A 23,521-nucleotide genomic window follows, 5' to 3' on the forward strand; every position below is an offset into this window, starting at 1 on the left:
CACCTCACATGATCTTCGGGGACTTGAAGTTGCCTTCCTTCTTGTGTTCGGTGTTTGCGAGCACGACTTCCTGTGGCATGGATTCTTTCACTTCGTCTTCCCTGAATACGTTTACAACATCCATTACATGATAGGTGGGGGGCACGTCTTCGGTATCGACCTCGTCAAGCTGTCCGAAATAGTCCAGTACGGAATTGAGCTTCTCAGCATACTCATCCGATTCCTTCTCGTCTATCTCGATACGTGCGAGCCAGCCTACGTGTTCTACTTCTTCTTTAGTGATCATCGTAAGTTCCTCAAATATGAAATAAGATTGTTAGGTGTCAATATTTAAGCTTAGAAAAGCAGACGATTATATTAAAAATGTTGGTTTAAGGGGTTCCGTAGAAATCCTGGATATATAGCCAACTCCAGGATGCGAAGATGTAATAATTCCGGTAAGAACAGCCGGCAAACCAAGAGCAATGCGACCACCCGCCGAAGGCGGCACAGTCCGTCATACAGGAGAATACTTGATGACATGATCATCCTTCCTCTGGCTTTCCTCCTGGTGAAGGTAATAATCTCTGAGCCTGTAATGAAGGAATGCAGGTTTAAGGCAGAGCAGGAACTTACCAGGAATAAAAAGTAAAAGCATTCAACCGCATAGTGGCATTTCTTAAATGGATGCCCTACCTTGGCACATAGAACATGATCAGCACTCCGATAAGCGCGATTAACGCACCGATTATCTCATACCTGTCCGGCTCGGTCCTGTCCACGAACTTGCCCCAGATGAGTGATGAGACTATGAATATCCCGCCATATGCAGCATATACCCTGCCGAAGTGGACTGGCTGGAAGGTCGGGATGACCCCATAGATGGCAAGCACAAGTCCGCCCAGCAGGCCGAACATGAGACCCCTTTTCTCCCGCAGCCACAGCCAGACAAGATAACCTCCGCCAATCTCAAAAAGGGCTGCAAGGAAGAACAATCCCAGGGATGCCAGTGCGAATGAGACTATATCCTCGCTCATTCCTCCTCACCTTCCCGTGGCCAGTAGAAGATGATGCCGACACCTATCAGGATGATCATACAGCCTATGATATCATAGATATCCGGTGGTATCCTGTCAAATACCCACCCCCACAAAAGTGACATAACTACAAATATACCTCCGTAGGTTGCGTATATCCTGTGGAAGTGGGCAGGCTGGAATGTTGGCACGATACCATATAGAAAAAGGACAACAGCTCCGAGTAGTGCATAGGTGATGTCCCTGTTCTCCCGTATCCATAGCCAGACGAGGTATCCGCCTCCTATCTCAAAGATACCGGCGAGGATGAAGAGAAGAATGGTGTAGATGAAACATCTCTTTTTTGAGATGCAGCTTGTTTCTATACGGACCATGATATCAGTTCTCGACGTGAACACTATAAATCTTTGCTTCACGGCATAGTTTAATACCGTCCCGGCGTTCCAATAGTGTTAATAAGCAAAGTAAATGAAATTATCCCGGAGACTTAAATGGAAAACCGATCCAATTCATGGTCAGGAATAAAGGCAGAGGATATTCCCACTACCATAGAGCTTGATCCTGTTCTCTACAAGTATACTACTCCCGGCTGCCGTGTGCTGGATATTGGCTGCGGTACCGGTAAAGTTACAATTCCACTGGCATCGCGTGGTTTTTCATTAACAGGGGTGGACATCAATGCAGAAGCTCTGAAGATAGCACTATATTCTTGCAAATCTGAGAAATTCCTGCAAAATCCGTTATTCACTCGAAGCGATGCCACAAATTTACCTTTCTCTGATGCTACATTCGACATGGCAATCATGCAGGCTTTCCTGACAACCGTTACCTCAAAAGAGGGACGAGTCAGGATAATTCGGGAAGCTTGCAGGGTCCTGAAACCAGAAGGACATCTTTACCTGGCAGATTTTGGTCAGACCTGGCATTCTAAGATATATCGCGAACGCTATATCAATGACCTGCCCGTGACAAAGGAGGAGGGTTCGATTATTGCTTATGACAAGGAGGCCGGGGAGATTGCCTATATCGCCCATCACTTCACTGAGAAGGAGCTGGTGTTGCTATTGGTTGAGAACAGCTTTGAGGTTGATTTCTTCAAAAGGGATACTTTTGTGACGAGGACGGGGAATCGGATTAACGGGTTTATTGTAGTAGGCCGGAAAGTCTGAGATTATCCCGTTTCCTGCCTATCGATATTTTAAGAAACCAACTCGCCTGAAGACCGGCAGGATACGCCTCATGGCCGAAGCCTTGAGCTTTACCACAGGCCGCTCGAACTGAGCCTCCACCTCTTTCATCTTCCCGGGAATGTCGATTTGCTGGGGGCACTTTTCCACACATTTCCCGCAGCTGACACAAAGTGAGGCGGATGATCTCTCCCCGAGGATGCCCATCTGGTACAGGAGATACCTGTGTTTGGCGCTGCTATCATTATGTCCGAATATTTCACCGCTGTTATACAGGTCAAAACATCCGGGAATATCGACTCCCACAGGACATGGCATGCAATAATTGCAACCTGTACAGGGAATGGTCACTAATTCTTTGTACTTTTTTGCAGCCCTTCGGACAGTATTGAGTTCATCCTCGGTCAGTGAGTCAGGAAAGGCTTCAGATGCCGTCCGGATATTCTCATCAAGCTGTGAGATATCGCTCATCCCTGAGAGGACCACAGTAACCTCAGGATGGTTCCATATCCAGCGTAGTCCCCATTCTGCAGGATTTCTCTTGATAGTCGCCTCATCCCAGATTCTTTCTACCTCGGGCGGAATGTTTGTGGCAAGGCTTCCTCCGCGCAGGGGTTCCATTACGATGACTCCGATATCTTTTTCAGCAGCGTATTTCAGGCCTTCTGTTCCTGCCTGGTGATTTTCGTCAAGGTAGTTGTATTGTATCAGGCAGATGTCCCAGTCATAGGAATCCACAATCTCTTTGAAAACCTCTGTGTTGTCATGGAAGGAAAAACCGGCATTTCTAATGCGACCGTCTTTCTTTGCCGCATCAACGAATTCCAGCACTCCTTTGTCTTTAATCTCTCTCCATCCACTGGCTGTCAGTGAATGGATAAGATAGTAGTCAATGTTATCGGTACGCAGTCTCTCCAGCTGCAATTCAAGGAACCTGTCCATATCCTGCCGGCTGCTGACAAGCCAGTGAGGCATTTTTGTGGCAATCCTGACCTTCTCCCTGTAACCGTCTGCCAGAGCGTCTCCAAGGAATTTTTCACTTTCCTCACCGTGGTAGGTCCATGCAGTATCGATATAGTTTACCCCGTTATCGATGGCATGACGGATCAGAGTGGTGGCCTTCTCGTGATCGATACCACTATTCTTTTCTGGAAGCCTCATGGCCCCGAAGCCAAGTATTGAAAGTTTATCCCCGCTTTTTGGCACTTCCCTGTAGAGCATTTAATCTTTCTCCAGGTATATTGTATTCGACTGATCGTTCAAATATTATGCTTCGAGGCATATAGGGATTATCAATTTGTCTTGAATTATTAGCTTTATAGGTCAGGAGGTAATCTCCAAAGATACAATGATGCGATCGATCCGTAAGGAGAATAGCGTTTCCTGTACTTTTCAAACTGCTCTTTTGTCAGTGTTTTCAGTCCATATAATCTCATCATTCCCTGACGGATGCCAAGATCACTCCAACTGACCACATCAGGACGCTCCATTGAAAAGATCAGGACCATCTCCGCTGTCCAGACACCTATACCTCTCAGTGCTGAAAGGCGTCTGATAACTTCCTCGTCAGAAAGGTTACGTAATTCCGACAGATTCAGCTCTCCCTGCATCTCAGCCATAGCAATTTCTTTGATGGATATTGCTTTACGTGCTGACAAGCCGCAGTTTTGGATTTCTTCAATTGTTGCAGAAGAAATTCTTTCCGGGCTGATCTCCTTGAAATGTCCAAGCATTCTATTCCAGATCGAGGTAGCTGCTTTGATGGATATCTGCTGGAACACTATGCTTCTTACAAGCCCTGCGAATATGTCTGGTATCACTTCGAATTGCAACATCCCGATACGCCCGATTACAGAACCAAGTGCTTTGTCCCTTTCTTTTAGATACTTCAGCTCCTTTTGCCCGTACCTGAAAATATGCATGTTACTTTCCTTGTGAGTTGTTGTTCCGGCATCTTAAAAAAAGTATCTTGCTTATTTTCGCATAGAAAATCTAATCCGAATACTTCCGGTTGATACTTATCTTTCTATTTAAGACAGCAGTTTCCTGTAGTATGCAACATTTATTTCCTCCCCACACCCTTAAAGAACATATAATTGAATGTCCCGTACTCCCCTGCCGTCCTGTGCAGATCCTCAATTCCCCTGTCAAATGTCTCCACATCAATGATTCCCATCTCGATAGCACTCTCCCTGACACCTTCAACCATAGGGATTATGGTCCTTCTAACAAAACCTTCCTCCATATGAGGCCTGCTGGAATCACTATAGACCATGCGGGGTGAGACTCTAATATCTGAAAACCCTGCTTTTTTGAGAAGCGGATAGACCTGCCTACCAATGAGTGAATCTCCGCCGAGCCTTGCCTGCACCTCGATAAGGCTGTTCCAGGCCTTTACCGCATCCTCGGTCTCAGGGTGGAAGAAACATGAGCCGTGGTCGCCTTCGATAACTGTGATTGTCCCTCCCTTTTTGAGTACTCGACGCAGGCTTGCCAGTGCTTTGACAGGCTCCTTGAGGTGTTCGAGTACGAAGCAGACGAAAACATGGTCGAAACTCTCATCCTCGAAGGGCAGATCGAAGATGTTTTCCACGCGGAACTCCACGTTTGTGACTCCATCTCTGGCGGCACGTTCTTTTGCAAGGTTCAGGGATTCTTCGGATATATCAATTGATGTGATCTTAGCCTTTGGGCTGTTCTTCGAGAGAATGACTGTCTGCGCACCGATGCCGCATCCGGCTTCGAGTACTGCGCTGCCTGGCGAGTATTTTGTATCGCTGTGCAGGAGTTCTTCCAGTGTATTTGCCTGGTCATTGAGGCGAGCAGATTCTCTTTCGGAGTAGCCGTGAACGTAATCATGGGATTTCAGGGAGGGCATGATGGGATATTGTGCTACCTTATTTAAAAATACAGATGTTTTGTTTCGAACTCAGAGATTCTGCCTGCGTATAACCGAATACATCTGCGTCTTCTTCATCTTGGCGAGATTAAGTACGTTCTTCATCTCGTTTTCCTCTAGCAGCCGGGATTCGATGTATCCGCTATCAACCGCCTCATTGAATATCTCATATCCGATACCGCTGCGTGCCAGCACCGTGGTCCAGTCCTTTGGTGTTCCAACGCCGCCAAATGAGATATCGGCGTTCTCAGCCGCAAGGTCGGTGCAGAACTTGCATGAGCTGCTTCTGTACTGGTCAAGCTCTTCAAGCTCGTAGACCTTAAGTTCATCATCTGTCTGGAACTCGAACATACCCTTACGTATCTTCATGGATTCTATATCTTCAAGACGCATGCCCTTGCTCTGCACAAATTCCCTGATACCCTCGTAATGGAAGGTGTCCATACAGAAAAGTCCAAGTCTCAGAATATTGGCACGCATGAAAAGGTGCAAAAATCCGTAGGGACTCTTCTGCATCTTATACACCGCATCGATATTGCAGCTTGTTCCCACAAAAGCAATACTCCGCATGCCCTGCTTCACAGCACTCATCAGGGCTTCCAGTGTCATGCTGTGACTGTATATGCTTCCAGTAGATTCTATCAGTTCATCGTATGTTGTAGCCACAATAGGTACCGGTTTCCAGGGCTCTTCCTCTGATTTGACAGTCACGATAGCACAGTCGATCAGCCCTTCCTCAAGACCATATGCCAGCATGGATGTCACAACCGCCCCGTCCTGTCCCTTAAGATCCTTGATGCCTGTCCTGGCTGCATAGGCGTTGCGTATCTTGCCTATGAGTCCCTCTTCCGTTGTAATTGTCCTGGGGCACTGGTTATAGCAGACACCACAGGCCGTACACTTGTCCACAAGTTTTGGCTGACTGTCCTCTATGGTGATCGATTCACAGGATGCGGCGCAGGCTCCGCAGAGGGTGCAGATGCCGGGCTTGATTATCTCCTTTCTGAGCTTGCCGAAGGATATTCTTTCCTTCTCTCCGATGGATCTTTTCAGACGTATCACACTTTTCTCAAGATCATCGAACTTTGTCTTGCACTCAGGGGAGCAGAAGCAGTACTTCTTTCCGCCATAATTACTGAAATGCTGGGTATCTTCCGGTACCCTTCTCTTACATATGGGATCAACTGGCATTATTTATCATCCTTGTATCTATATTGGCAGACCCTGGTATAAATCTTATTGCAGAATAGAAAACAATTTCTATCATTCAGAGAGTATACTCAACCCTGGTAACATGATCATTGAGAGATTTCCATGGCAAAAAAATCCGATAAAGATTATTTAAAAGAAAAAGGTTTCCTTTCCCAGAGACAGGATGATTATTTCTCCATGCGTCTGCACACTGCAGGCGGAAATGTCAGTTCTGATTATCTGAGGGCAGTTGCGGATGCAGCTGACAGCTATGGTGAAGGTTATGCACACATAACTTCACGTCAGGGAATCGAAATACCGTTTGTTCATCTGGATAACACAGAAGATGCCAGTAATAATATGAACTCCTCGGGAATCGGTCCGGGTGCATCAGGAAAAAAGATAAGGGCTGTTGTTGCATGCCAGGGTAACAGGGTATGCAAACGTGGTCTGATTGACTGCCAGGATATCTGCGAAAAAATAGACGAGGAATACTTTGCAGAACCTGTTCCCTATAAGTTCAAGATAGCAGTAACAGGCTGTCCTGCGTCATGTCTTAAAGTTCAGGAAAATGACTTTGGTATCATGGGTTTTGTAGAACCTGTCTTTGTGGGGGAGAATTGTATAATGTGCAGGCTATGCGAAAATGCCTGTGAGATGTCTGCCATAAAGATTGAAAACGAAACCCTGCATCTTGATATGAATAAATGTGTTGCATGCGGACGATGTGTAGAAGCCTGTCGCAAGGATGCCATGCAGATAAAAGACCAGGGCTACACGATATTTGTCGGGGGCAAGGTAGGTAAAAGACCACGCATGGGTGATGAGCTTCTCAGGACAGGCAATGAGGAAACAGTATTCGATATTCTTGAAAAAACACTTGATTTCTATCGCGTGAACGCACTTGATGGAGAAAGACTGGGTGACGTCATTGATCGCTGTGGCATGGGTCATTTCAGGGAAAAGGTGGAGTAATATCGGCAATATTTGCCCGTACATAAATTAATTACATAAAACGGCGTCATCTGTTAACGGAGAACCAATGAAAGCAGAAACAAAAGCTCAACTCATATCCATAGGTTCCGTGAACATGGACCCATCCCTCATACACCGGCTGACCATTCCTACCGCAGGTCCCGGGGCAGGCAATGTTGCTTTCTTTTTTAATTCAGAAGGCCACCGTGTACGTCTGGCTGTCAGGGAAAAATCCCCGCTTAAAGCTGAAATGGAAGACGGCGAGCTGGTGATCAGAAAAGGCGATGTTGAGATTGCAAGAGGCAATATTGAAGAGGAACTTATCCATTGCCCGGAACAGGCTTTCATAACCATGTGCGAGAAGTGTGTTTTTGACTGCAAGTTCTGCCCGGTTCCAAAGCTTGAAGGTAAGGTCAAAAGCATGGACGAAATGCTTGAAATGATAGGGGATGTCAGCAGAACAGGAAAGATGCATGCAATTTCTATCACATCAGGCGTTGAGATATCTGCCGAGAAGGAAGTTGACAGAGCTGTGGAGCTAATCCGAAAGCTCAGGAAGACCTATTCAGTGCCAATTGGCGTATCTGTCTACCCCACCGAGGATTCCACTCGCAGGCTAAAAGATGCAGGTGCCGATGAGCTCAAATATAATGTGGAGACCATGGACCGTCCACTTCACGAAAAGCTCTGTCCTGATCAGGACCTTGAATCCCTTCTTGATTCACTCAGACAGGGTGTCGAGATTTTCGGGAAAAATAAGGTCTGCTCCAATTTCATAATCGGTCTTGGCGAATCAGACGAATCCGCAAAAAAAGGCATTGAAGAGCTGGTATCTATTGGAGTTGTCCCGATACTCAGAGCTGCGGCACAACATCCCTTGCGCAAGGAAGAGGTGACAGTCGAGCGTCCCTCTGCTGAGAGACTGCTTATGCTCAATCATTTTCTCCGGGAAAAACTGGATGAATACGGACTTCGCGCCGATTCTTTCAAAACCATGTGCCTGCCGTGTACCGGCTGTGATATTAATCCGCATTCGGATCTCGAATAAGCAATTAAAAGATCAATTTATGCCTTACTTCTGGTCGGGCATGGGTTGCTGTATTTTTCTTCAAACTCATCTTTGAGTATTGCATATATGCAACTATCCTGCACCACATCATCCTTGATGATGCTGTTCTTCAGCACACCTTCAAGCCTGAATCCCGCTTTCTCGAGCACCCTTCTTGAAGGGATATTGCTGGCAAAGGGCTCCGCATAGACCCTGACAATATCGAAGTTCTCAAAAATATATTGTAGCATACATTTGATAATGTCTGACATTATGCCCTTTCCCCAGTAATCCTCTCCCAGAAAATAGCCGATCTCCATGCTCTTGCGGTGTACATCCTCTTTCGGATATGCTCCGATGCTTCCTGCAAGAATTCCGTCAACTTCGATGGCAAAACCGGTAAAGTTCACCTCAGACTGTCTGGCAAGGTAGATGAATCCTTTTGCATCATCCATAGTATATGGATGGGGAAAACCATCCCTCAGATAACAGGATATCTTTCTGTTGTTCGCGATAAAAGCAAGCCCTTCGGCATCATTCTCTTCCCAGGGTCTTAGTGTGAACTCTTCTGTCTCTATTATCATTTCCTTTCTCCGTATGAGGTCTGATGGGATACCCCATTTAACAGACCTCAGATAAGAACCTAACCGGAGATCAGCTTATTCTTTTTTCGATTATTCCCGGCCAGATCGAAGCCGAAACGATCATACTGAGCACAAACACAAAGATCGTACCTGCGATTATGTCTACCTGGCTGTAGAGTGGTACGGTTCTTGAACTGTTCACAAACACCGAGAGTACTGCAAAAATGATAACCAGTAAAAGGGATGACGCCAGGCTGGCTATCAGGGCGTACTTACCTCTTCTGCTTGCACTTTGTTCGTTCATATATTTAACCTCCTTGTGTCCTTTTACTTGATACTCTTCCTCTTCATCAGCAGAGAGTTCGTGGTAACCGATATGGAACTCATAGCCATGAATGCCGCAGCAAGAGCGGGTGTGATCAGTATCGTGTGAACGAATGGATAAAACAATCCTGCAGCGATCGGGATTCCTATACTATTGTAGCCGAAAGCCCAGAACAGGTTTTGTTTTATCTTGCTCATGGTCAGTCTGCTGAGCCTGATCGCAGCCAGGACGTCACGAAGATCGTTCTTGATCAGTACGATCTGTGCGGATTCCATTGCAACATCAGTGCCCGCTCCCATGGCTATACCGATATCTGACTGTGTAAGTGCTGGTGCGTCATTGATACCGTCGCCTACCATTGCAACAATGCGACCTTCATCCTGCAGTTTGAGGATCTCGGCAGCCTTGTCCTCGGGCAGTACTTCCGCCAGGACTCTCTCAATACCGATACTATTTGCGATGGCATCGGCTGTCCTGTGGTTGTCACCTGTGATCATAACCACTTCAATACCCATATCACGTATTTTTTCCACAGCCTCTTTTGAGTTCTCTTTCAGGGTATCCGCAACCGCAACAAGACCTATGACCCTGTCACCGCTCGCAGCTATCATTGCTGTCTTACCCTGTGCCTCCAGATCTTCCATTTTCTTTTCTGCGGCTGAGATGTCAATATTATTGTCTTCCATGAGCTTGCGTGTTCCAAGCAGTATCCTGCTATCTTCCACACTTGCTTCTATGCCTCTGCCTGCGATTGATTTGAATTCCTCTGCATTAGCGATATCAACATTCCTTTCTTCGGCACCCCTGACAATGGCTTCTCCGAGAGGATGCTCGGATCCCTTCTCGGCACCTGCAGCAATTGCAAGTATCCTGTCTTCTTCAACGTCCGCAAGGGAGATCACATCGGTAAGTTCGGGCTCTCCCTTTGTCAGAGTCCCGGTCTTATCGAAGACTATAGTATCCACTTTCAACGTTCTCTCAAGTGCTTCTCCGCCCTTGATGAGTATACCGTTCTCGGCACCCTTACCTGTACCTACCATGATGGCTGCGGGTGTTGCAAGTCCCACGGCACAAGGGCATGATATCACAAGCACGGTAATAGATATTAGCAGCGCAAAAAGGAACGGACTGAGCAATCCAGAATTGACCGGGACGTTGTATGCCTCGAATCCTACGAAGTACCAGAAGAAGAATGCAAGCAGTGCAAGTACATGTACTACAAGGATGAAATGACCTGCAACAACATCCGCAATCCTCTGTATGGGTGCCTTGGAGTTCTGGGCATTCTCAACAAGCTCGATTATCCTGGCAAGTGCGGTATCAGCACCTACGTTGGTTGCCCTGAACTTCATGGCTCCGCTTTTGTTTAGGGTTGAACCGATAACCTCGTCGTTCTTTTTCTTCTCCACCGGTATGCTTTCACCGGTTATCATGGACTCGTCAACAGCAGATGAGCCTTCAATCACCACACCATCCACAGGTACTTTTTCGCCGGGTCTGACAAAGACGATATCTCCTACTTCAACATCCTCCACCGGGACTTCCTTTTCCTCATTGCCCACGATAATGCGTGCTGTCTTTGCCTGCAGGCCGATGAGCTTCTTGATGGATTCAGATGTCCTGCCCTTTGCACGTGCTTCCAGATATCTTCCCAGTACGATGAATGTGATAAGCATTACTGCCGTGTCGTAGTACAGATGCTCATAGCCCGGTCCCAGATCAAGAAAGGTTGCTGCGACACTTATGACATAAGCTGCTCCTGTTCCTGTGGCTATCAGCAGGTTCATATCGGTCACACCATGCTTGAGCCCACGATAGGTGCCGACGAAAAACTGTCTTCCCGGGAAAATTATCACAATTGTTGCCAGAAGGAAGAGCAGGTACTGATTCGTGAGAAAATCAGGCACAAACCATAGCAGACCCGGAAAACCTTCCTTCATGCTTCCCAGCATTATGGGAACTGCAATAAGTGCAGAGATAATGAGATTGTTTCTCTGATTGCGTATCTCTTCTTCTCTCTCCTTCCTTTCCCTGTCCTCTGTCTCCTCTCTGCCGACGGGCAGGGAAGCAGAATAGCCGATCCCCTCGATTGCTGCTATCATGTCCTCAACGGATATCAGGGATGAGTTATACTCAACACGCGCCTTTGCCGTGGACACGTTAACGCTTGCGGAGATCACTCCTTTCTGTCTCTTGAGCACTTTCTCGACATTCATGGCACAGGATGCACATGTCATGCCACCCACATCGAGTGTGGTTCTGTCGTGCACCACATGATAGCCAATGGATTCGATGGCTTCCTCCATTTCATCGCGGCTGATACTAGCAGGCTCATAGCTGATTGCAGCCTTTGACATTGGCAGGTTCACACTGGCCGAGACCACACCTGCCTGTTTTTTCAGGATTTTCTCTACGTTCTGCGCACAGGATGCGCATGTCATTCCAGAGACCCTGAAGACAATATCCTCCACATGACCGGGTTCTGCCTCAGTTGTTTCTTCCAGTTCCTCATCAGGAATTATTTTGCAGGCTTCCTGCTCGGTTTCAAAAGGCAGAGGGCATGCTTTTTCTTCTTCCCCAACCTCATATCCTGCATCGATAACAGCCTGCTTTATCTCTTCGAGGTCTGTCTTATCCGGATCGAACTCAACTTCAGCACTTTCATCCTCAAGATCAACTTCTACCGAGGATACACCCGTTATGGCAGAGATTGCATCTGTCACACGTTTATGGCAGTGCATGCATGTCATGCCATAAACTTTGATCTTTGTCTGCATATTATCTTCAAAATCCCGTTTTATCGGACTGCCTTTTATTCAACTACTGTATATCCCGCATTTGAAACAGCTGATTTAATCTCATCAAGACTGGCAGTTGCAGGATCATACGTAACTGTAGCCTGTTTATTCTCAAGATCTACATTTACATCCTGTACACCGTTCACAGACTTTATTGCCTTGTCTACTGTAGCCTGACAGTGTCCGCATGCCATTCCTTCTATTCTAATCGTATCTTCTGTCATATCTATACTCCCTTGTTATCATTTTTGTTTTACTGATATCAGTATTGTATCAGTAACTATTATTAACCGCTGCTCTACCGTCAATATTTGCAATTAATGTTTTTAGCCGACGGGTGAAAACCTCAATTCACCTTCACATTCTGTTCGATCTCTTCTTTCCATCTGTGGATATCATCAACTTCAAGGTAATGTTTGTTCATACCAGCTGAAGATTCAGAGATCATCAGTCTGTCTCTTTTAAGGAAACCTCCCTCAACTTCCATTTCTACGATCTTTGAGAGCATAATCTCTTTTGTAATGCTATCCCCTATCTCAAGCAGCACCAGTCTTTTGTTTGTCAGGATCGTCATGGAAGAGCTCTTCCTGGATGACAGGATAAGATGTTCTCCCCTGATATATTCCGGTCTCAGGTTCTCGAGAATTTCGGCTATCTTATCTTTACTTTTACCCGATAGCGGGTACACTGTCAGGTCCTTTCGGCCTGCTATAAGGAATAGATGTTGTTTTTCAACGTGGATACCTATCAGGTCTTTCAACAGGATGCGGAGCTCGACACTTTCCTTTTTAGACAACAGGCCGTTTGTCTCTTTTTTGAAAAAAATGTTCTTGTTGCTGATAACCATTGTATATCTTTCTTTTTCAAGGCTCACAATTTCTCTGGAAATTATTTCCTCTCCTATCCGCAGAACAGTTGAGCTTTCCGGCTTCCTGTCATCCTCTCCCGGAACTCCGGCAGATTGATCGGCAGTATTTCCTGATGGCAGGTAATGGTTCAGCATTCCGGCAAGCAGGTTGCCGTCGATGAGCTTTACATTGTGCTCTGCAGCTTCTTCCTGCGCTTCCTTTGTAAAATGTGATGTCGTGACAATGATTACACCGTCTACTCGATCACGGTGTCTCAGGCTGCTGTATTCCCGGATTGCCTTTACACCCACGGAGTCCGTATATCTTTTGGCCTGTACTATCCATGTATGGGTGAGTCCGAAGTGATCGATTCTTATGATAAGGTCTATTCCTCTGTCCCGCGATAGCTGGGTTTCCTCTACGAGATATCCCATGTTTCTGAAAAGCTGTGCAAGGAGCTTCTCGAACTCATAGGGGTCCGTCTCCTGAAGTTGTGCAACCGACCAGCTCTGCATCTTATTCATCCACTGTATAGGAAAGTCCACATTCGGGACAGGAATAGGAAAAGGTCTTTGCCCCGGTCCTGCTTGAATTCACTGTCCTTTGCATCCATGTGCCACAGGTGATACATTTCTGGTCAAAGATTGTCCTGTCGGCTGGTGGGTCCGGTTTTTGTTTTTTGCCTGACATAATATCACTTTTTAAAGCACTTTATATTTATCATGTATCTATTATATTAGTAATTATTATTTTGAGACAAATTTCCCTACTGATATTTTCATTTTCTCGTATAAATAAAGTTCTACATATCGGTAGTGTATGATTAATGAAAAACCATGCAAAAACTTAAATGTATTGAATGTAAAATGTAAGCATGAACATTCCTGAAAATATCCCATCAGGTATTTATCAGACCACAGTCACATAAGAAATATCTGTTGCTGCAGTTTATATTGTTTTCACACGGTGACCATCATGGACGAATTAGAATCTATCAGACAACGGAAAATGGAAGAGTTACAAAAATCCCTTCAGGGCCGTCAGTTCCCTGCATCCCCTATAACACTGACAGACAATGATCTCGATCAGTCCGTATCTAAATACCCGCTTGTGGTTGTGGACTGCTGGGCACAGTGGTGTGGTCCGTGTCGTATGCTCTCACCTGTGATCGATGAACTTGCCTCAGAACTTCAGGGTAAGGTTGTTTTTGGCAAACTAAATGTGGATGAGAACAAAATGACTGCTGTAAAGTTCGGAATAACCAGCATACCTGCGATGCTTGTGTTCAGGGAAGGAAAACTTGTTGACCAGATAATAGGTGCGGTTCCGAAACAGAGTATAATGGAGAAACTTCAACCCTACATGTGAGGCTCAGATATGAAACCCAGGATTGCAGAAAGTCCGTCCGTCCGTTTATTGGATCTTAAATCAAAAGCTTATTTCATAGTCGCTTCTGTGGAAGTAGGTAACACCACCACCAAATGTATTCTGACCGCCACGAATCTGGAGGACGGAAAAACAAGACTCGTAACAAAGACCGTCAGCATGACCAGGGATGTTCGTCCGCCCAAGGAAGGAGAAGAAGTATTCGGCAGGACGCTCACAGGTGTTGAGCTTACAAGACAATCGGTGGCCGAACTTGTAAGGGATACGCTGATAGGCGCAGTCAAAAAGGCAAATCTTGATATCAAGGAAGACATACACTTTGTTGTCCGCTCCACCGGAGTTGTTGCGGGTTTTGATACTCCGGATGAGGTGGGTGAGTTCATAAAGGCGCTGGCAGAAGGATGTCTTATGGCTGGTGTGCCTCCAAACCGCATGACTCCTCCTATGGCACTCGCCAATATCCCTGCAAAGTTCCGCAAACACAGCAAACTTGAAAATGTCGTCTTCGATGGCGCCGTGGCAAGTGTAACACCACCTACAGGCGCCACTGGTGTGGAGATCGTTGCCAATGAGATGGAAGGAGAGCTTGCAACAGCCGGTATCAAGGAAGGTGCCAAATGGGTTGATGTGGATTTCCGTAATCCCTGTATCTCAATGGACTTCGGTACGACCCTGGATGGCAGGGTAATAGGCCCGGAACTCCCTTACGCAAAGACTATAGGAAACTTCTGTGGTTATGCCGGAGCAATTCCCGATGCGATCATACAGGGGACCGCCCTGGTTGATTCAAAGAAGGGTACTGCACTTGATGTGTCTGATAATGTATCACTTGGCTCCCTGACACTCATGCTAAAGGGTAAGACCATCAGGGAATATGCTGACCGTATAAACGAATACATCCTGATCGAAAAAGTTCCCAGAGGTCGCAAAAGATACGGTAGTGTTCCTGTCAACTCTGAAGCTGCAGATGAGATCGGTGTTGTGCTTATCGGCTGTGATGTGGGAGACAATGGCTCTGACATGAACAAACTATCCGAGATCGGAGCCGAGATCTATGAGAAACATGACCTGAAATTACTCTTTGCAGTTATCGATGAGGTCATGGCAAAGGTTGTGCAGCGTCTTGTAAAGGTAGCACAGGATGAGGGTCTGGTATTTGAGGATACTGCCATAGGTGTTACCGGGAGGGCCGGGATAACGGGTAATAAGCCAAAACTGATCCTGAAATACCTGCACGAACTGGGCATCAACAGCAACATCGAGGAGAATGTGGTTTTTGTTGACGACGGTCTTGCCCGTGGCGCTGCTGTCATGGCAAGGTGCATGAATTCCCTTGGTACCACGTTCAATCCGCTTGGTGGCCACAGGGGAGGAAAATGTATACTCGGACAGAGGATGAAGTTACAGAATAAGTGATGGTAAAGAGATCAAAGGCAGGTAGGTCCTGCCATTTTATTTAGAAACCTTAAGAAAAATCCTGTTATCTATATCAGAACCTGTTCCTCTTTTCCTGTCTTTTCATTTCTTTCTGGAACTCGATCTCGTGATTTCTTAATATTCTCTCATGTCTGTTAGATCTGGAATTTTTCACAATTGCACCTCTCATGAATCACAAGGGAACAAATGTTCGACCACTTACAGAAAAATACTAGCAATAAATAATACTGGCTATCTTTTAGGTCTCAACCTCTCAGTATTTGTTAATACTAATTTGCTACGATGTAAATTTAAACTTTTTGATTTTCCTTTCAAGCGTTGATAACGCCATCAGACGGGCAAAAAAATATTTAACTAAATGCCAAGCAGGGATTCTATATCTTTCAGTTTCCTGGTATTCACAACATCTTTGGGTTCAAGCCATGCGCGACGTGCCACATCCACCCCATATCTGATATTATTAAAGTTATCAAGCCTGTGCGTGTCAGTGTTGATAGCCACTTTGATTCCCATTTCCTTTGCTATTCTTGCATGGGTATCGTTCAGGTCAAGGCGCTTTGGGGATGAATTAATCTCAAGTATCTTATCATTATCAAGGGCAGTCTGGAACACTTTTTCCAGGTCAAAATCATAGGCTCCCCTTTTCCCGAACTTCCTGCCTGTGGGATGGGCAAGAATATCCACGTGTTCGTCCTCAAGGGCCGCAACCATGCGCTTTGTCATTGTTTTTTCCTGCTGCTCGAGACCTGCATGCACGGCGGCTATGACAATATCGAGATTTTCAAGCAAGCGGTTGCTGTAATCAAGTTTACCGTTGGATCTGATATCACATTCCGTACCGGAAAGGATTCTTATACCATCTATATTCTCATCGGCCTTCTCAACCTCTCTTGCATGCTCCATGAGTCTCTTATCGGAGAGTCCGTTGGCTATTGCCGTGGATGGAGAATGGTCTGTAATTGCAATATATTCGTATCCTCTCTCACGGGCATCCAGGGCAAGCTCTTCAATAGTATTTTTCCCATCGCTCCAGGTTGAGTGGACATGAAGATCTCCTTTAATGTCTCCTATCTCTATAAGTTCAGGCAGCCTGTTTTGCATGCCTGCCTCGATCTCTCCTCTGTCCTCCCGAAGTTCCGGTACAGGATAATCAATTCCCAGAAAATCGTATACCTGTTTTTCCTCCTCACATCTGATAGTGTCATCTGCTTCTGTATTGGTGAAACCGTATTCATTCAGAATGTAGCCTCTCTGGAGTGCAAGGTACTGGAGGTGTCTGTTATGTTTCTTCGAGCCTGTGTAATATTGCAGGAATGAACCAAATGATTCCTCCGGTACTATACGCAGGTCGATCCTTACTTCTCCCCTGTAAACAACAGAGCAGAAATCATTATTCTTATCGATCACTTCTGTTATATCACTCAGGTTTGCAAAACAGTCAAGCGTTTCTTCAGGATTATCAGAGAGTGCAAGCAGGTTGATATCTCCCAACGTGTCCTTTCTTCTTCTGAGACTTCCTGCGTCAATAAGCTCTTTAATACAGGGGCATGCATTCAGCTCTTCTCTGATCAGCTCCACAATGGGGACTGCGGTTGCAAGTGGTGTTCTTTTCCTTTCACTGTTTTCAAGATAGCGTTGCACGGATCGCAGGATATTTTCTTCTTTGCCGGGTCCCATACGTGGCAGTCTGCGGATGCGGTGTTGCTCTGCAGCTTTCACAAGATCATCAACGGATGTGACATCAAGTCTTTCATAGAACAGCTTTGCAGTTTTCGGACCGATACCGGGGATGTCCAGAATATCAAGTATGCCCGGAGGGATATCTGCCACAGTTTCTTCGTATTCTCTGAAGGTGCCTGTATCCAGTATTTCGGCTACCTTTTCTTTAGTTGCCTGTCCCACGCCGGGTATTTTCGGGACACGGCCTTTTTGGTCATAATAGGCACTGAGTTCCTCATCAAGTGATTTGATATTCCTTGCAGCTTTTTCGTAGGCTTTTATCCTGAAGGGATTCTCTCCCCTGAACTCCAGTAATGAGGCCATTTTTTTGAAGAATGCAGCGACCTCAAAATTATTCATTGCAACCATTCCCGATGAACTATTGTCTTTCAGGATTTTTTAGTCTTTTGTAGCTCAAGAGCTTTTTCAATGGTCTCTTTGTGTATATCGGCAGACCTGTGGATCCCGCCCTGAATACCTCTTACAGCCCTGCAGGGATACTGCTGGATCAGCAGTCCCGCCTTTGAGGGAGCTTCCTCAACCTTTGTACCTATCAGTTTTTCAGCCATATGCCAGGTGCTTCCGCATGGTGCACCTCTTATGACATTAACGGCGGATATCCTGCCGTTCTCAGTCTTAACTTCAAGTTCGGGTCTTGCAAGCTTTGAGGTGAAATCCGAAATGGCTGGATTGTCAGAGAGCGTACAGCAGATCTCCTCAATCTCGATATGCATTCCGTACTTTTTTGCTATCTGCTCAAGCTCATGCACAGGAGCCTTTGCGGCTCCTCCCGGAACAATAAGTGATTTTACACCTGCCTTTCCTGCCAGGTGCGCGATACCAGCGGTAACGTCAGGATGCAGGGAATAGCTTATCAGAATATCGGATTTGAATACGGACTCATCCAGGTCTATGTTCTCAAGAAATTCTTCGGGTTCGTCGATAAACTCAGGAAGCTGTTCAGGAAGAGCTGCGGAAACAACATCAAGTTCTGTTTTTGAAAGAATTGTTTCGATAAGCCTTTTACCGTACTTTCCTCTTGTAATGACTCCGATTGTGCTCATGAAGATCTTTTCCCCGGGAGGGATTGTTCTGTTTATTTAAATATGCCTTGGCAGGATTTTTATATTAATAAATTGTATTTTATTTGAGGAGAATAGTATGGATCAGTGCAATATGTATAAAGTATACTTCAGGTGTAATGTTTGCGAACATACTTTTGAGGAAAACCCGGAACAATTCCCTATAAGATGTTTCCAGTGCAGTTCTGAGAACGTTTCGCGCCTTTAATTTCAAATCTTTAATATTACATTTATACACATAGGCTAAATATAATATTCTCTTTTTTAGTACTGCATGTCATCAAAGGGAAAACTCATAACTCTGGAAGGTATCGACGGTTCAGGTAAATCCACGGTTGCAGGTCGTCTGGCTTCAAATCCCGAATTTTCCGATTTTGTCTTTACAAGGGAACCCACCGGAAGCTGGATAGGCGAGGCTGTTGATCGTGCAATTCATTCGGACACGGACCATCTGGCAGAGCTTATGCTTTTCGCCGCTGACCATGCGGAGCATATATCAAAACTGATCAGGCCGTCACTGGACAGTGGCAGGCATGTCATATCCGATCGCTACTCAGCAAGTCGCTATGCATACCAGGGGATGACACTTGCCGACAGATTTGATGACCCGCTGGACTGGGTACGCAATTTACACAGGGACTGGACAATAGAACCTGATCTTACGATACTCTTCGACGTAGATCCCGGGACAGCGGTTGCAAGATGTGGCAGCAGAGGGGACAAGACCAAATTCGAGAAGATAGGTTTTCTGGAAGGTGTGCGTGCTAACTATCTGAGGCTTGCGAAAGAAAACCCTGATTCATTTGTTATAATTGATGCGGGGAAGAGTATAGATGAGACCGAAGCAGAGCTTATTGATATAATACATTCTTTTTTGAAGCGCTGACATGAAGTCTATTACCATCTATTATTATAAGCATCTTCTTATTTTTATGTATAAAAAGATTCTTAATATATGATCAATATATTATGCCTAATTATAGTTATACGCAATTTCAATCTGTATTGATTGTTCCGGGTCGGGTCCGGAATATATTTGGGCGTGGGTAATTGATGATTGATTCATATATTGTACAGAATTCCCCGATAGGGATATTTGTTGTAGATAAAAATGACAGCTTTACAGTCTTTAACAGGTCAATGGAGTCGATCTGCGAAGTCTCGGCAGATGATATTATAGGAGGGGGCCTGGATCATGTATTTTCCGAACACTTTCCTGTCTGGGAGAATGAGCTCAAAGAACTTTTCCAGGAAGCAAAATCTTCCCTTGAGACGGTCGCAGAGGAGAATATTCCCTTTTCAGATCGGGGAAAGGAGCTGAATTTGAGTTCGGTGACATTTTTTCCGGTAGTTGATGACTCGGGATTCTATGATGGTATGGTGTGCTATGTGGGGGAGATCTGTGAAGAAGGTTTCAGGGAAAAAGGTTTACTGGATGAGATATCAGGTGCCAGTAAAGAGGTATCTGTTGAAAAGGATATTCCTGTTGTCATTTTCAGGTGGTCTGCTGAAAAGGGAAGACCTGTGCTTTTCGTATCCGATAACATATCTCAGGTCGGTTATACAAAAGAAGAGCTGGAATCGGGGACTATAAAGTATATTGACATCGTACATCCGGAAGACAGGAAAATGCTGCTTGCGGATTTTGAGTCTTTTGAGACGACCGACAGGGTCTACTTTTCTGATGATTACAGGCTTTTGAACAGGTCAGGGGATAGCTTCTGGGTAAACGAGATATCCCTGCTTAAAAAGAAAGATGACAGCTCTTTCATATATGATGGTATTGTGATTGACAAAACTGACAGGAAAAAGGCAGAGCTCTCCCTGAAAGACGAACGTGATCGCCTCGAGAGAATAAGTTCCGGCATGGGACTTGGTCTTGCGGTAATCTCGCGTGATTTCCGTACCATATGGGCCAACGATGTGCTCAGGGATATATTCGGGGATGTCGAGAACAAGTTATGCTATGGGGCTTACAACAAAAGGTCAAAAGTTTGTGATGGGTGTGCCGTGAGGGAAGTTTTTGATAAGGGACTGGACAGGGTTGTAAGAGAACAGCAAGGCTTCGACAGGAATGGTAATCCAATGTGGTCGGAGATTATTGCAACACCAATAAAGGATAGTGATGGGAACATTACCGCCGCAATGCAGGTAGTTATACCTGTTACGAAAAGAAAAATGAGAGAACTGGAACTCAATGAGAACAGAGCAAGGATCGAAAGTATACTCCGATCGGCACCTGTGGGGATCGGAGTAATAAAAGACGGAAAGTTCGAAGATATTAATGACAGGTGTTCCGAGATACTCGGTTACTCAGGGGAGGAGCTCACAGGCCGGAGCATACGTTCTCTTTTCGACATAGATGATACCTACAGCGATGTGGAAGCTGTCCTGAAATCGGGGATAAAAGAAAACGGCGTGGGAACTATAGATACACAGGCAAAGAGGAAGGATGGCAGGATAATAGATGTTGAGATCAGTGCCACCCCGATCTATCCGGAAAATCCTTCAAAAGCCATCAGCTTCACGGTTATGGATGTAACAGAGAGCAAGAAAAATGAGAGGGAACTTAAAAAACATACTCAGGAGCTCGAACAGCTTAATCGTCTCAAGGACCTTTTCTCTGATATTATTCGCCATGACCTCTTAAATCCTGCAGGAACCATCAAGGGCTATACGGAAATACTGGAGGAGATGGAGGATGACGAGAACAAGCTTCATCTCTTAAAGATGATACAGGACAGTAATAAAAGACTCATCGAGCTTATTGAGAATGCTTCCAAATATGAGAAACTGAATTCTATTGATGAGATCGATTATTTCGACGAAGATCTTGTTGCTGTCTTTGAAGAAGTTGTCAGGGACTTCGGGCAGGCTCTTGCAGACAAAAATATAGATGTTAATCTGTTTTCAGAAGGGCCCTGTGTCTATGCCGTAAATCCTCTGGTGAGTGAGGTTTTTGCTAACCTGCTGTCCAATGCCATCAAGTACGGTCCGGAAGGCGAAAGGATAGATATTGCTTTTCATGATAATGACAATACATGCAAAGTCACCATTAGCGATCAGGGGGACGGTATCCTGGATGAGGATAAGTTATTTGTCTTCGATCGTTTTAAGCGTCTCGATAAAAAGGGTGTCAAGGGCACTGGTCTGGGACTTGCAATCGTTAAGCGTATTATGGAACTTCATGGTGGAAGTTACGGGGTTGAGGACAACCCTGAAGGAAAAGGTAGTGTTTTCTGGGTCACATTCAGCAAAAGCTGCCTGTAACCCGTATCAACTCAGAGTTCGTTCTTATCGGCAAACTGGATAAGTGCCTCGCCAAGTGAACGTGCGTATTTTGGATTCAGGTTAAAGCGTCCTTTTTTCTGTCCGCCCCTCTCCTTTGCGATCTCTATGTATTCGTTCTCGTATCTCTCGCTTGAGGCAAGGCTTACTGTCAGGTACCAGCCTGCTCCCATCTTTATCTCTGCGTAACCTTCGCCTACTTCTATATTATCTTCTTTATCTGCCATATTTACACCGTGATAACAGGATTATCAGTAAATCTATTGTACCATTTCCGGGGGGATGGATCCGTTATGAAGTGCTGTTGCCACAAGGGCTCCTTTAATACCGATCCGCTCGAGTGTCTCAATATCCTCTTTATTGCGGACTCCCCCGCCAAGAAGCACATTGTGGTCTGAGATGGAAACTATTTTACTTAAGAATTGTGAATCCACACCACTTGACGTACCGACCCTGTCAAGGTCAAGTATTATTATATCCTGCAGATCAAGATCATTGAGTATCCTCACGATCTCAAAGGGATCGTCCGGCATATCAGGGTCGCTGCTGAGTATCTTTCCATTTTTCTTATCAATGCTTACCACCACGCGTCCGGGATGTGCGGCGGCTACTTCCCTGATAGTTTCAAGTGAGGCTGTTTCGGTTCCAAGTACCACTGTCTGCACGATCTCCAGGATGTCATCCGTTTCTGACGGTGAGCTGATCCCGGGGTCCACCATGGTCCTGGATTTTTTGGCGATGTCTTCCATGACTTCGAAGTTCTTTTCCCTCTTGCCGATATCCTCAAGCAGGTTAAGATCGGCAATGTATACTTCACGGGGTTTTATAGTTTCAACTACCTTAATAGGATCCGAACTGTTGCATATGCGGCTGGAAAAGTGGATGGCCTTATATTCATGCCTGTTTCCACCCTGTGCGTGCACAACTGTCCTGTTAAAAATATCAAGAACTAAGAGGATACGAAACATATTTAATTCATACATATGTCATGCTATAAAAAAGAGGTTATACAATGAAATTACTCGTCAGTCCCATTAGCCCTGAAGAGGCAATCGCAGCACACCAAGGTGGTGCTGACATTATTGATGTTAAAAACCCCAAAGAAGGCTCACTGGGTGCCAATTTTCCCTGGGTTATTAAGTCTGTGAAGGACGCTATTGATTCCCGCAAACCCATCAGTGCGACCATCGGGGACTTCAACTTTAAGCCGGGTACCGCATCCCTTGCGGCCCTGGGTGCTGCCGTTGCCGGTGCGCACTACATCAAGGTTGGTCTCTATGATGTGCAGACAGAGGAACAGGCACTTGAGATGCTGACCAATATAACAAAGTCGGTCAAGGATCTGGATCCCGATAAGAAAGTTGTTGTATCAGGCTATTCCGATTACAAGAGGATCAATTCTATCTCCCTGCACCTGCTTCCGGCAATAGGTGCACAGGCAGGCGTGGATGTTGTAATGGTCGATACCGGTATCAAGGACGGTCGCTCAACCTTTGAGTTCATGGACGAAGATGAGCTCACCCGTTTCACAGGTGCCATCCGTGAGCAGGGCCTTGAATCCGCACTTGCAGGCACGCTGAAGTTCGAGGACCTTCCGGTGCTCAGACGCATCAATCCCGATATTATCGGTGTGCGCGGCATGGTATGCGGAGGCGACAGGACTTCCTGCATTCAGGAAGAACTGGTTGTCAAGCTGAAAAATGAGATGTGAGCTGTTCTCATCTCGCCTTTTATTTTC

At 45.7% G+C, this 23,521-nt stretch carries 26 protein-coding genes; 9 read left to right on the forward strand and 17 right to left on the reverse strand.

The window, feature by feature from the left end; all coding sequences use genetic code 11:
* Positions 1–4: 4 nt before the first annotated feature.
* A complete protein-coding gene (gatC, locus tag HWN40_RS02070; RefSeq protein ID WP_176964200.1) occupies positions 5–286 on the reverse strand; it encodes an Asp-tRNA(Asn)/Glu-tRNA(Gln) amidotransferase subunit GatC in 282 nt (93 codons plus the stop codon).
* A 129-nt stretch (positions 287–415) separates the two neighbouring features.
* Between gatC and HWN40_RS02075 the strand changes: the two genes are divergently transcribed.
* Positions 416–631, forward strand: a complete 216-nt coding sequence (locus tag HWN40_RS02075) for a hypothetical protein (protein ID WP_176964201.1) — start codon at positions 416–418, stop codon at positions 629–631.
* A 40-nt stretch (positions 632–671) separates the two neighbouring features.
* Here HWN40_RS02075 and HWN40_RS02080 read toward each other — a convergent pair whose 3' ends face one another.
* Positions 672–1,016 (reverse strand): YnfA family protein, encoded by a 345-nt coding sequence (locus HWN40_RS02080; RefSeq protein ID WP_176964202.1) that lies wholly within the window; start codon positions 1,014–1,016, stop codon positions 672–674.
* The gene (locus tag HWN40_RS02085) at positions 1,013–1,390 is read right to left on the reverse strand and encodes a YnfA family protein (protein ID WP_176964203.1); all 378 of its coding nucleotides are present in this window, start codon (positions 1,388–1,390) and stop codon (positions 1,013–1,015) included. Before HWN40_RS02085 ends, HWN40_RS02080 begins: the two co-directional genes overlap by 4 nt.
* Positions 1,391–1,507: 117 nt before the next feature.
* On the opposite strand from HWN40_RS02085, the gene HWN40_RS02090 reads away from it, so the two are divergent.
* Positions 1,508–2,185 carry a class I SAM-dependent methyltransferase gene (locus tag HWN40_RS02090; protein ID WP_176964204.1) on the forward strand — a complete coding sequence of 226 codons (678 nt, stop codon included), beginning with the start codon at positions 1,508–1,510 and terminating at the stop codon, positions 2,183–2,185.
* Between the two features lie 18 nt (positions 2,186–2,203).
* On the opposite strand, the gene HWN40_RS02095 is transcribed toward HWN40_RS02090, so the two are convergent.
* From HWN40_RS02095 to HWN40_RS02110, 4 genes are all read right to left on the reverse strand, one after another.
* Positions 2,204–3,424 (reverse strand): aldo/keto reductase, encoded by a 1,221-nt coding sequence (locus HWN40_RS02095; protein ID WP_176964205.1) that lies wholly within the window; start codon positions 3,422–3,424, stop codon positions 2,204–2,206.
* A gap of 95 nt (positions 3,425–3,519) precedes the next feature.
* Positions 3,520–4,125 carry a DNA-3-methyladenine glycosylase family protein gene (locus HWN40_RS02100; RefSeq protein ID WP_176964206.1) on the reverse strand — a complete coding sequence of 202 codons (606 nt, stop codon included), beginning with the start codon at positions 4,123–4,125 and terminating at the stop codon, positions 3,520–3,522.
* Between the two features lie 140 nt (positions 4,126–4,265).
* The gene (locus HWN40_RS02105; RefSeq protein ID WP_176964207.1) at positions 4,266–5,081 is read right to left on the reverse strand and encodes a methyltransferase domain-containing protein; all 816 of its coding nucleotides are present in this window, start codon (positions 5,079–5,081) and stop codon (positions 4,266–4,268) included.
* 51 nt (positions 5,082–5,132) lie between these two features.
* Entirely contained in the window at positions 5,133–6,293 is a 1,161-nt protein-coding gene (locus HWN40_RS02110; protein WP_176964208.1) for a Coenzyme F420 hydrogenase/dehydrogenase, beta subunit C-terminal domain, read from the reverse strand.
* A 123-nt stretch (positions 6,294–6,416) separates the two neighbouring features.
* On the opposite strand from HWN40_RS02110, the gene HWN40_RS02115 reads away from it, so the two are divergent.
* Complete coding sequence (locus HWN40_RS02115) at positions 6,417–7,268, forward strand: 4Fe-4S binding protein (RefSeq protein ID WP_176964209.1); 852 nt, start codon at positions 6,417–6,419, stop codon at positions 7,266–7,268.
* 67 nt (positions 7,269–7,335) lie between these two features.
* Positions 7,336–8,316 carry a radical SAM protein gene (locus HWN40_RS02120; protein WP_176964210.1) on the forward strand — a complete coding sequence of 327 codons (981 nt, stop codon included), beginning with the start codon at positions 7,336–7,338 and terminating at the stop codon, positions 8,314–8,316.
* Between the two features lie 17 nt (positions 8,317–8,333).
* Here HWN40_RS02120 and HWN40_RS02125 read toward each other — a convergent pair whose 3' ends face one another.
* The 6 genes from HWN40_RS02125 to HWN40_RS02150 form a co-directional block, all read right to left on the reverse strand.
* Positions 8,334–8,900, reverse strand: a complete 567-nt coding sequence (locus HWN40_RS02125; protein ID WP_176964211.1) for a GNAT family N-acetyltransferase — start codon at positions 8,898–8,900, stop codon at positions 8,334–8,336.
* Between the two features lie 70 nt (positions 8,901–8,970).
* A complete protein-coding gene (locus HWN40_RS02130; protein WP_176964212.1) occupies positions 8,971–9,204 on the reverse strand; it encodes a hypothetical protein in 234 nt (77 codons plus the stop codon).
* A 23-nt stretch (positions 9,205–9,227) separates the two neighbouring features.
* Positions 9,228–12,002 (reverse strand): heavy metal translocating P-type ATPase, encoded by a 2,775-nt coding sequence (locus HWN40_RS02135; protein ID WP_176964213.1) that lies wholly within the window; start codon positions 12,000–12,002, stop codon positions 9,228–9,230.
* Positions 12,003–12,037: 35 nt separating this feature from the next.
* Positions 12,038–12,247: a heavy-metal-associated domain-containing protein gene (locus tag HWN40_RS02140; RefSeq protein WP_176964214.1), complete on the reverse strand. Its 210-nt coding sequence runs from the start codon at positions 12,245–12,247 to the stop codon at positions 12,038–12,040.
* Positions 12,248–12,369: 122 nt separating this feature from the next.
* The gene (locus HWN40_RS02145; protein ID WP_176964215.1) at positions 12,370–13,386 is read right to left on the reverse strand and encodes a restriction endonuclease; all 1,017 of its coding nucleotides are present in this window, start codon (positions 13,384–13,386) and stop codon (positions 12,370–12,372) included.
* Position 13,387: 1 nt separating this feature from the next.
* Entirely contained in the window at positions 13,388–13,561 is a 174-nt protein-coding gene (locus HWN40_RS02150) for a hypothetical protein (protein WP_176964216.1), read from the reverse strand.
* A gap of 285 nt (positions 13,562–13,846) precedes the next feature.
* On the opposite strand from HWN40_RS02150, the gene trxA reads away from it, so the two are divergent.
* Positions 13,847–14,239 carry a thioredoxin gene (gene trxA / locus HWN40_RS02155; protein WP_176964217.1) on the forward strand — a complete coding sequence of 131 codons (393 nt, stop codon included), beginning with the start codon at positions 13,847–13,849 and terminating at the stop codon, positions 14,237–14,239.
* Between the two features lie 9 nt (positions 14,240–14,248).
* Complete coding sequence (locus HWN40_RS02160; RefSeq protein WP_176964218.1) at positions 14,249–15,673, forward strand: methanogenesis marker 14 protein; 1,425 nt, start codon at positions 14,249–14,251, stop codon at positions 15,671–15,673.
* A 375-nt stretch (positions 15,674–16,048) separates the two neighbouring features.
* On the opposite strand, the gene polX is transcribed toward HWN40_RS02160, so the two are convergent.
* A complete protein-coding gene (gene polX / locus HWN40_RS02165) occupies positions 16,049–17,773 on the reverse strand; it encodes a DNA polymerase/3'-5' exonuclease PolX (protein ID WP_176964219.1) in 1,725 nt (574 codons plus the stop codon).
* Between the two features lie 29 nt (positions 17,774–17,802).
* Entirely contained in the window at positions 17,803–18,477 is a 675-nt protein-coding gene (locus HWN40_RS02170; protein ID WP_176964220.1) for a DUF166 domain-containing protein, read from the reverse strand.
* Between the two features lie 292 nt (positions 18,478–18,769).
* On the opposite strand from HWN40_RS02170, the gene tmk reads away from it, so the two are divergent.
* Both tmk and HWN40_RS02180 read left to right on the forward strand, forming a co-directional pair.
* Positions 18,770–19,381, forward strand: coding sequence for a dTMP kinase (gene tmk, locus HWN40_RS02175; protein ID WP_176964221.1), 612 nt, complete (start codon positions 18,770–18,772; stop codon positions 19,379–19,381).
* 167 nt (positions 19,382–19,548) lie between these two features.
* The gene (locus tag HWN40_RS02180; protein ID WP_176964222.1) at positions 19,549–21,765 is read left to right on the forward strand and encodes a PAS domain S-box protein; all 2,217 of its coding nucleotides are present in this window, start codon (positions 19,549–19,551) and stop codon (positions 21,763–21,765) included.
* Between the two features lie 11 nt (positions 21,766–21,776).
* Here HWN40_RS02180 and HWN40_RS02185 read toward each other — a convergent pair whose 3' ends face one another.
* A complete protein-coding gene (locus HWN40_RS02185) occupies positions 21,777–22,010 on the reverse strand; it encodes a hypothetical protein (protein ID WP_176964223.1) in 234 nt (77 codons plus the stop codon).
* A 33-nt stretch (positions 22,011–22,043) separates the two neighbouring features.
* Positions 22,044–22,751, reverse strand: coding sequence for a HisA/HisF-related TIM barrel protein (locus tag HWN40_RS02190; RefSeq protein ID WP_176964224.1), 708 nt, complete (start codon positions 22,749–22,751; stop codon positions 22,044–22,046).
* 44 nt (positions 22,752–22,795) lie between these two features.
* On the opposite strand from HWN40_RS02190, the gene HWN40_RS02195 reads away from it, so the two are divergent.
* Positions 22,796–23,494: a (5-formylfuran-3-yl)methyl phosphate synthase gene (locus HWN40_RS02195; RefSeq protein ID WP_176964225.1), complete on the forward strand. Its 699-nt coding sequence runs from the start codon at positions 22,796–22,798 to the stop codon at positions 23,492–23,494.
* The last annotated feature ends 27 nt before the right edge of the window (positions 23,495–23,521 follow it).

The organism is Methanolobus zinderi (genome assembly GCF_013388255.1).
Taxonomy (GTDB): domain Archaea; phylum Halobacteriota; class Methanosarcinia; order Methanosarcinales; family Methanosarcinaceae; genus Methanolobus; species Methanolobus zinderi.

Coding starts and splice junctions, on each gene's coding strand:
- gatC (WP_176964200.1), bottom strand. CDS start 286: ATGATCACTAAAGAAGAAGTAGAACACGTAGGCTGGCTCGCACGTATC.
- HWN40_RS02075 (WP_176964201.1), top strand. CDS start 416: ATGCGAAGATGTAATAATTCCGGTAAGAACAGCCGGCAAACCAAGAGC.
- HWN40_RS02080 (WP_176964202.1), bottom strand. CDS start 1,016: ATGAGCGAGGATATAGTCTCATTCGCACTGGCATCCCTGGGATTGTTC.
- HWN40_RS02085 (WP_176964203.1), bottom strand. CDS start 1,390: ATGGTCCGTATAGAAACAAGCTGCATCTCAAAAAAGAGATGTTTCATC.
- HWN40_RS02090 (WP_176964204.1), top strand. CDS start 1,508: ATGGAAAACCGATCCAATTCATGGTCAGGAATAAAGGCAGAGGATATT.
- HWN40_RS02095 (WP_176964205.1), bottom strand. CDS start 3,424: ATGCTCTACAGGGAAGTGCCAAAAAGCGGGGATAAACTTTCAATACTT.
- HWN40_RS02100 (WP_176964206.1), bottom strand. CDS start 4,125: ATGCATATTTTCAGGTACGGGCAAAAGGAGCTGAAGTATCTAAAAGAA.
- HWN40_RS02105 (WP_176964207.1), bottom strand. CDS start 5,081: ATGCCCTCCCTGAAATCCCATGATTACGTTCACGGCTACTCCGAAAGA.
- HWN40_RS02110 (WP_176964208.1), bottom strand. CDS start 6,293: ATGCCAGTTGATCCCATATGTAAGAGAAGGGTACCGGAAGATACCCAG.
- HWN40_RS02115 (WP_176964209.1), top strand. CDS start 6,417: ATGGCAAAAAAATCCGATAAAGATTATTTAAAAGAAAAAGGTTTCCTT.
- HWN40_RS02120 (WP_176964210.1), top strand. CDS start 7,336: ATGAAAGCAGAAACAAAAGCTCAACTCATATCCATAGGTTCCGTGAAC.
- HWN40_RS02125 (WP_176964211.1), bottom strand. CDS start 8,900: ATGATAATAGAGACAGAAGAGTTCACACTAAGACCCTGGGAAGAGAAT.
- HWN40_RS02130 (WP_176964212.1), bottom strand. CDS start 9,204: ATGAACGAACAAAGTGCAAGCAGAAGAGGTAAGTACGCCCTGATAGCC.
- HWN40_RS02135 (WP_176964213.1), bottom strand. CDS start 12,002: ATGCAGACAAAGATCAAAGTTTATGGCATGACATGCATGCACTGCCAT.
- HWN40_RS02140 (WP_176964214.1), bottom strand. CDS start 12,247: ATGACAGAAGATACGATTAGAATAGAAGGAATGGCATGCGGACACTGT.
- HWN40_RS02145 (WP_176964215.1), bottom strand. CDS start 13,386: ATGCAGAGCTGGTCGGTTGCACAACTTCAGGAGACGGACCCCTATGAG.
- HWN40_RS02150 (WP_176964216.1), bottom strand. CDS start 13,561: ATGTCAGGCAAAAAACAAAAACCGGACCCACCAGCCGACAGGACAATC.
- trxA (WP_176964217.1), top strand. CDS start 13,847: ATGGACGAATTAGAATCTATCAGACAACGGAAAATGGAAGAGTTACAA.
- HWN40_RS02160 (WP_176964218.1), top strand. CDS start 14,249: ATGAAACCCAGGATTGCAGAAAGTCCGTCCGTCCGTTTATTGGATCTT.
- polX (WP_176964219.1), bottom strand. CDS start 17,773: ATGAATAATTTTGAGGTCGCTGCATTCTTCAAAAAAATGGCCTCATTA.
- HWN40_RS02170 (WP_176964220.1), bottom strand. CDS start 18,477: ATGAGCACAATCGGAGTCATTACAAGAGGAAAGTACGGTAAAAGGCTT.
- tmk (WP_176964221.1), top strand. CDS start 18,770: ATGTCATCAAAGGGAAAACTCATAACTCTGGAAGGTATCGACGGTTCA.
- HWN40_RS02180 (WP_176964222.1), top strand. CDS start 19,549: ATGATTGATTCATATATTGTACAGAATTCCCCGATAGGGATATTTGTT.
- HWN40_RS02185 (WP_176964223.1), bottom strand. CDS start 22,010: ATGGCAGATAAAGAAGATAATATAGAAGTAGGCGAAGGTTACGCAGAG.
- HWN40_RS02190 (WP_176964224.1), bottom strand. CDS start 22,751: ATGTTTCGTATCCTCTTAGTTCTTGATATTTTTAACAGGACAGTTGTG.
- HWN40_RS02195 (WP_176964225.1), top strand. CDS start 22,796: ATGAAATTACTCGTCAGTCCCATTAGCCCTGAAGAGGCAATCGCAGCA.